The organism is Mesorhizobium sp. M7A.F.Ca.MR.362.00.0.0, assembly GCF_004023175.1.
Taxonomy (GTDB): domain Bacteria; phylum Pseudomonadota; class Alphaproteobacteria; order Rhizobiales; family Rhizobiaceae; genus Mesorhizobium.
The window spans coordinates 2,863-9,014 of sequence record NZ_RZTF01000271.1 but is presented as its reverse complement, the minus strand read 5'-3'; the positions used below and the strand labels follow the sequence as shown (position 1 = coordinate 9,014).

The 6,152-nt window shown below is 63.8% G+C and carries 7 protein-coding genes; 2 read left to right on the top strand and 5 right to left on the bottom strand.

Annotated features, from left to right (window positions below):
• The coding region (locus EOC06_RS26150; protein ID WP_206631257.1) for an FAD binding domain-containing protein at positions 1 to 234 on the bottom strand (234 nt) is incomplete at its 3' end.
• A gap of 246 nt (positions 235 to 480) precedes the next feature.
• Between EOC06_RS26150 and pncA the strand changes: the two genes are divergently transcribed.
• Positions 481 to 1,095, top strand: coding sequence for a bifunctional nicotinamidase/pyrazinamidase (gene pncA, locus EOC06_RS26145; RefSeq protein WP_128309136.1), 615 nt, complete (start codon positions 481 to 483; stop codon positions 1,093 to 1,095).
• Positions 1,096 to 1,288: 193 nt separating this feature from the next.
• Complete coding sequence (locus EOC06_RS26140) at positions 1,289 to 2,722, top strand: sodium:proton antiporter (RefSeq protein WP_128309135.1); 1,434 nt, start codon at positions 1,289 to 1,291, stop codon at positions 2,720 to 2,722.
• Here the strand turns inward: EOC06_RS26140 and EOC06_RS26135 are convergent, their stop codons facing one another.
• From EOC06_RS26135 to EOC06_RS26120, 4 genes are read right to left on the bottom strand one after another with little or no spacing between them, the layout of a single operon-like run.
• The gene (locus tag EOC06_RS26135; protein WP_128309134.1) at positions 2,723 to 3,442 is read right to left on the bottom strand and encodes an ABC transporter ATP-binding protein; all 720 of its coding nucleotides are present in this window, start codon (positions 3,440 to 3,442) and stop codon (positions 2,723 to 2,725) included.
• Positions 3,439 to 4,167, bottom strand: coding sequence for an ABC transporter ATP-binding protein (locus tag EOC06_RS26130; protein ID WP_128309133.1), 729 nt, complete (start codon positions 4,165 to 4,167; stop codon positions 3,439 to 3,441). Before EOC06_RS26130 ends, EOC06_RS26135 begins: the two co-directional genes overlap by 4 nt.
• Positions 4,164 to 5,126 carry a branched-chain amino acid ABC transporter permease gene (locus EOC06_RS26125; protein ID WP_128309132.1) on the bottom strand — a complete coding sequence of 321 codons (963 nt, stop codon included), beginning with the start codon at positions 5,124 to 5,126 and terminating at the stop codon, positions 4,164 to 4,166. The genes EOC06_RS26130 and EOC06_RS26125 overlap by 4 nt, the downstream gene beginning before the upstream one ends.
• The gene (locus EOC06_RS26120) at positions 5,123 to 6,004 is read right to left on the bottom strand and encodes a branched-chain amino acid ABC transporter permease (protein WP_127267045.1); all 882 of its coding nucleotides are present in this window, start codon (positions 6,002 to 6,004) and stop codon (positions 5,123 to 5,125) included. Before EOC06_RS26120 ends, EOC06_RS26125 begins: the two co-directional genes overlap by 4 nt.
• Positions 6,005 to 6,152 lie beyond the last annotated feature (148 nt).

Genomic DNA, 6,152 nt, shown 5'->3' with positions numbered 1-6,152 from the left:
GGGATGGCGGACGATCTCGGTGCAGGTCGTGCGCGCGCCGATGACGAAATGGTCGTGCGTCTCGGCAATGCCGCGCAGCGCCGCCAGGCCGTTAATGTCGAGAACATTGTCGCGGAAGGGTTTGCTGCCCTGTGCCGGATAGAAATCGGTGCCGCCGGCAAGGATGCGCCAGGCGCCCTCGCCAAGCAAAGCGAGCGCTTCGTCGACCGAGGTGGGTTTCGCGTAACGGATCACGCTTTGCCTTCCAGAAAGGAACTTTCCGAATCCGGTATTTCCGGCGTTCGAGCCGAGAAACTCATTCGTATGCAAATGATATCAAGCCCGCAGGATTTGTCAAAGCCCGAGTTTGCGGCGGCCCGGCCGGCACGCATTTGTTATGTCGCGAGAGGGTTGACGCCGCCGGCCATCTGGTCAAGTTTCTGCGTCCGGTCGCGTCAGCGGCATTTTCCACTGGAGCCTGCATACGGAAGAGGAAAGCCCATGGCCGACGAAGCGCTTGTCGTCATCGACCTGCAGAACGATTTTTGTCCGGGCGGTGCGCTGGCGGTTGCCGGCGGCGATGAGATCGTGCCGCTGGTCAACGACCTGATCCGGCGAACCGACCATGTCGTGCTGACGCAGGACTGGCATCCCGCCGGTCATTCCAGCTTTGCCTCCAGCCATCCGGGCGCGCAGCCTTTCACGATGATCGAAATGCCCTATGGTCAGCAGACGCTGTGGCCGGACCACTGCATCCAGGGCAGCCTGGGCTCGGATTTCCATTCCGGCCTCGCCTGGACCAAGGCCGAGCTCGTCATTCGCAAGGGATTTAGGCCTGATATCGACAGCTATTCGGCTTTCTTCGAGAACGACCGCACGACCCAGACCGGCCTTGCCGGCTACCTCCGGGAGCGCGGCATCGACACGCTGACCCTGGTCGGGCTGGCGACCGATTTCTGCGTCGGCTTTTCGGCGCTGGACGCCGTCAGCCAGGGCTTCAAAACCACAGTGCGGCTCGATGCCTGCCGCGGCATCGATCTCAACGGTTCGCTCGATGCCATGCTGCAGCGCCTGCGCGACGCCGGCGTGACGCTCGAAGACCCTTTGTCGGATTGAACGGCCCTTGGGCAAGCACCCCCTCACCCGGATTGCCAGCCGAATTGCGAAGGGCAATTCGGGGCAATCCGACCTCTCCCCGAGGGGAGAGGAGGCTGCCGGCGCCGAAGCTCGTCTCTTCTCCCCAGCGGGGGTCCGAAGGACGGGCGAGGCCCGTGACTCGCCCCGGCATAGGTGGCCGCGTAGCGGCCGGATGAGGGGGCCTTTCTCGTACGCGATCCCATGCGCTGTAACAGTTTTCGCAATACTGTTTCCTGGAACAGCTTTTGCCGCCGAAGACCACGGCCTGCCCGGCGCTTCGATGTCGCTGTGGTGGGCGCTGCCCTTTGCCGGGCTGCTGTTGTCGATCGCCACCGGTCCGCTGCTGTTTCCTCATGCCTGGGAACATCACTACGGCAAGATATCGGCCCTTTGGGCCGCGCTGGTGATCGTGCCGCTGGCGATTGCCTTCGGTGTTCCCACAGCGACCGAAGCGGTGCTGCATGCGTTGCTCACGGAATACATGTCGTTCATCATCCTGCTGTTTGCGCTGTTCACCATTTCGGGCGGCATTCTCCTTGCCGGCAACATTCACGGCACGCCGCTGGTGAATGCAAGCCTGCTGCTGGTCGGCGCGCTGCTGGCCTCGGTGATAGGCACGACCGGTGCCTCGATGATCCTGATCCGGCCGATCATCCGCGCCAACGATAACAGGCCGTTCAACGCCCATGTCGTCATCTTCTTCATCTTCCTGGTGTCCAACATCGGCGGCTCGCTGACGCCGCTTGGCGATCCGCCGCTGTTCGTCGGCTTCCTCAGAGGTGTCGACTTCTTCTGGACGACCGCCAATCTCTGGCGCGAGACCCTGTTCGTCGGCGGTGCCGTGCTGGCCGTCTTCCTGGGCATCGACATCATCCTGCATCGGCGCGAGGCTGGCGCGCCGAAGATCAAGGATCCGACGCCGGACACGACGGTGCGTCTGCGCGGCCTGGCCAACCTTCCGCTGCTGGCAGGTGTGATCGGCGCCATCCTGCTGTCGGCGGCCTGGAAGCCGGGCGTCAGCTTCTCCGTGTTCGGCGTCAGTCTCGAACTGCAGAATCTGGTGCGCGACGCCATCATCCTGGCGCTCGCCCTGCTGTCGCTTCCGCTCTCCTACAAGAGCCACCGGGAGGCGAACGGCTTCAACTGGGGCCCGATAGCAGAGGTGGCAAAATTGTTTGCCGGCATCTTCATCTGCATCGTGCCGGTCATCGCCATCCTAAGGGCAAGCCATGACGGCGCGCTGGCACCGCTGGTGTCGCTTGTCAGTTCACCCTCGGGTACGCCCAACGATCTCGCCTATTTCTGGCTGACAGGGGCATTGTCGTCCTTCCTCGACAATGCGCCGACCTATCTGGTGTTCTTCGAGCTTGCCGGCGGCGACCCCCGGCACCTGATGACGGAGTTCGCTTCGACGCTTGCCGCGATCTCGGCCGGCGCGGTGTTCATGGGCGCCAACACTTATATCGGCAATGCGCCGAACTTCATGGTCTACGCCATCGCCCGCCATCGCGGCGTGAAGATGCCGGGCTTCTTCGGCTACATGCTGTGGTCTGGGCTGGTGCTGATCCCGATATTTTTGGTCGCGGGCTTTCTGTTCTTCGGCTGATCACCCGACGCCGACATAGCGGCGGACCGCCGACGGGTCGGCGCGCAACTCCTCGACGTCGACCGTCTCGCGGTTGCGGCCGTTTTCGATGAAGGCAACGTGGTCGGCGACCGAAAGCACTGCATCGACACGCTGCTCGACCAGGATGGTCGAGACGCCCATGTCGCGCAGCTTCGACACCGTCTCGCGGATCTTGGCGATCATCGACGGCATCAGCCCTTCGGTCGGCTCGTCGAGCAGCAGCACTTGCGGTTCGAGACAGAGCGCGCGCGCCATGGCCAGCATCTGCTGTTCGCCGCCGGACAATGTGCCGGAACGCTGCCGCAGCCGCTGGCGCAGCAATGGAAAGAGGTCGAGCACGTTTTCACGCGTCGCCTTGCCCTTGCTGCGGGCCATCAGGCCGATCTCGATGTTTTCGGCCACCGTCATTTCGGCGAACAGCCGCCTTCCCTGCGGCACATAGGCGGCGCCGGCCTTGGGCACCTCATGCGCCGGCAGCCCGGTCAATTCTTGGCCAGCCAGTTTGATCGAGCCGGCGCTTGAGGGAACCAGCCCCATGATGGCTTTGAGCGTCGTTGTCTTACCGGCGCCATTGCGGCCGAACAGGCACAGCACCTCGCCCTTGTTCAGCACCAGGTCGAGGCCATAGAGCACCTGGACCTCGCCATAGTAGCAGTCCAGTCCAGAGATGGTCAGCGCCTCGGACTTTGCCTCGGTCATGGGGCGGTCCCCAGATAGGCTTCCTGCACCGCCGCGTTCTGGCGGATCGCTTCGGGGGTGCCTTCGGCCAGGATCTTGCCGGCATTGAAGACGGTGATGCGGTCGGCGAGTTGCATGACGACAGGCATGTTGTGCTCGATCAGAAGCACGGTGGCGTTCTTGGCGATCTCGCGCACCAGGGTGATGAAATTGTCGATCTCGCTGTCGGCCAGCCCTTGCGTCGGCTCGTCGAGGATCAGCAGGCGCGGCTTCAGCGCGAGGCCCATCGCCACTTCCAACAGGCGCTGATGGCCGTAGGACAATTGGCCGGCCGGCATGTGGGCACGATCGGCCAGGCCGGTGCGTTCCAGTGCGGTCATGACAGCGGCCTGTATCGCGCTCTTGGAATGGCTGCCATGCCGCAGCGTCAGTTGCGCGGGCAGCGCGACGTTGGCGTAAACGGACAGGTTGGCATAGACGCTGGTGAGCTGGAAGGTGTAGGCGATGCCCCTGCGCACCCTGACATAGGCAGGCAGATTGGTGATGTCGGCGCCGTCGAAGACGATCATGCCGGCAGACGGCTGGATGCGGCCGCTGACCAGGCTGACGAAGGTGGTCTTCCCCGCCCCGTTGGGGCCGATCACGGCGCGGATCTCGCCCGGCATCAGCGCGAAATCGACATTGTCGACGGCGCGCAGACCACCGAAATTGCGCGACAGGCCCTTGGTGGTCAAAAGCGGCATCATGGCAGCCACCCGAGCCAGCGCTGGCGGATGCTGCCCAGAATGCCTTTCGGGAAAAACAGCACCAGCAGGATCAGCGCGATGCCGACGATCAGCAGATAGGCGGAGGTGTAGCCGCTGGTGATATCAATGACATAGTACATGAACAGCGTGCCGATCAGCGGTCCGAGCGTCGTCGCGGCACCCCCCAGCAGCACCCACAGCAGCGGCAGGATCGAATACTGCACCGACGCGAAGCTCGATCCGACATAGCCGAACAGCAGCGCATAGGCGGCCCCCGAGGCCGCGCAGATGATGCCGGAGATGACGACGGCGGCGAGCTTGTTCGAAAACGTATCGTAGCCGAGCATCTTCGTGCGCTCCTCATTCTCGCGGATGGCGACCAGCACGCGGCCATAGCGGGAGCGGACGATGGCCAATGTGACGAGCAGCACGATGGAAAACAGCGCCAGCGCTGTCATGTAGCGCACCGTCGGATTGGTGAGTTCGAGCGATGTAGCGCCAAAGCTGAGCACCCGCGCCGGCTGCGGCACGACCATGCCTTGGTCGCCGCCGGTCCAAGTCGCGAAGTAGAGGATGAGGAGGTAGAACACTTGAGCGAACATCATGGTGACGATCATGAAGGCGACGCCCGTGGTGCGCAACGCCAGCAGGCCGATCACGAGTGAAACAACAACACCACAGCCGAGGCCCGAGGCGAATGCCGCTGGTACGCTCCAGCCGAGCTGGATGACGGCAAGGCCGGCGCCATAGAGCCCGGCGGCGAAGAACATCGCATGGCCGAGGCTGAGCAGGCCGACATAGCCGAACAGCATGTTGTAGCCCATGGCAAAGACCGCCAGCACCATGATGCGGGCAAGCAGGCCGTGATAGTAGTCCGGCAGCAGGAAGCTCAGCACGAAGAGCAGGGCGATGACGCCGAGATGCAGGGCATAGGCTTTTGCCGGCGAAGCTTCGCTCATCGCGATGCCGTCCCGAACAGGCCTTGCGGGCGGAACACCAGCACCATGGCGACGAGCAGCGTGGCAATGATCTTGGCCAGCGTCGGCGAGAAGAACATCGAGATGATGCCGTCGGAGAGGCCGATCAGCACGGCGGCGACGACCGTGCCGCGCAGCGAGCCGAGGCCGCCGATGATGACGACGATGAAGGAGAGCAGCAGCGGATCCTGTCCCATCAGATAATGCGCCTGGCTGATCGGCACGATCAGCACCGCGGCAATGGCCGCCAGCATGGCACCGAGCGCGAAGACGCCGCCATAGACACGGCCGACAGGGATGCCGAAGGCCTGTGCGGTTTCGCTGTCATACTGCGTGGCGCGCATGACGAGGCCGATCCTGGTGCGCGTCAGCACCAGCCATGTCGCGGTGAGCAGCAGCGCGGAAGCGGCGATAACAGACAGTTTGTAGCCGGAATAGCCGAACCACGGCAAAAGGATGCGGTAGCTGAACGGCGGCTCGACCGGCCGAGCCTCCGGGCCATAGAAAGTCAGCGCCAGCTGCTGGATGATGTAGAGCATGCCGATGGTGGCGACGATGGTGGCTTCCGGATTGTAATTGAGCCGGCGCAGCACCAGCCGTTCGGCGACCAGCGCAATGGCGCCGACGATCAGCGGGGCAATCACCAGCGCCGCCAGGAAGCCGAGCGCAGGGTGACCGCCGATGGCCGTGGTGATCGCCCAGGCGAGCACCGCGCCCAGCATGAAGAACTCGCCATGCGCGACATTGACCACCCGCATGACGCCGAACACCAGCGACAGGCCGAGCGCCGTCAGGGCTAGCACTGACGAGGTGACGAGGCCTTCGAGAGCGGCGAGGAGGAGATGGGGACCGAAGTGCATGGGCTAAGCACCAGCGGATGCGCGAGGCACCCCCCTCTGGCCTGCCGGCCATCTCCCCCTCAAGGGGGGAGATTGGCTGTCCCCACGGCCTTCGCCAATAGCCAAGGGTGATAAATGGCCGCCTTCGCATGAACTGCCAATCTCCCCC

Coding starts and splice junctions, on each gene's coding strand:
- pncA (WP_128309136.1), top strand. CDS start 481: ATGGCCGACGAAGCGCTTGTCGTCATCGACCTGCAGAACGATTTTTGT.
- EOC06_RS26140 (WP_128309135.1), top strand. CDS start 1,289: ATGAGGGGGCCTTTCTCGTACGCGATCCCATGCGCTGTAACAGTTTTC.
- EOC06_RS26135 (WP_128309134.1), bottom strand. CDS start 3,442: ATGACCGAGGCAAAGTCCGAGGCGCTGACCATCTCTGGACTGGACTGC.
- EOC06_RS26130 (WP_128309133.1), bottom strand. CDS start 4,167: ATGATGCCGCTTTTGACCACCAAGGGCCTGTCGCGCAATTTCGGTGGT.
- EOC06_RS26125 (WP_128309132.1), bottom strand. CDS start 5,126: ATGAGCGAAGCTTCGCCGGCAAAAGCCTATGCCCTGCATCTCGGCGTC.
- EOC06_RS26120 (WP_127267045.1), bottom strand. CDS start 6,004: ATGCACTTCGGTCCCCATCTCCTCCTCGCCGCTCTCGAAGGCCTCGTC.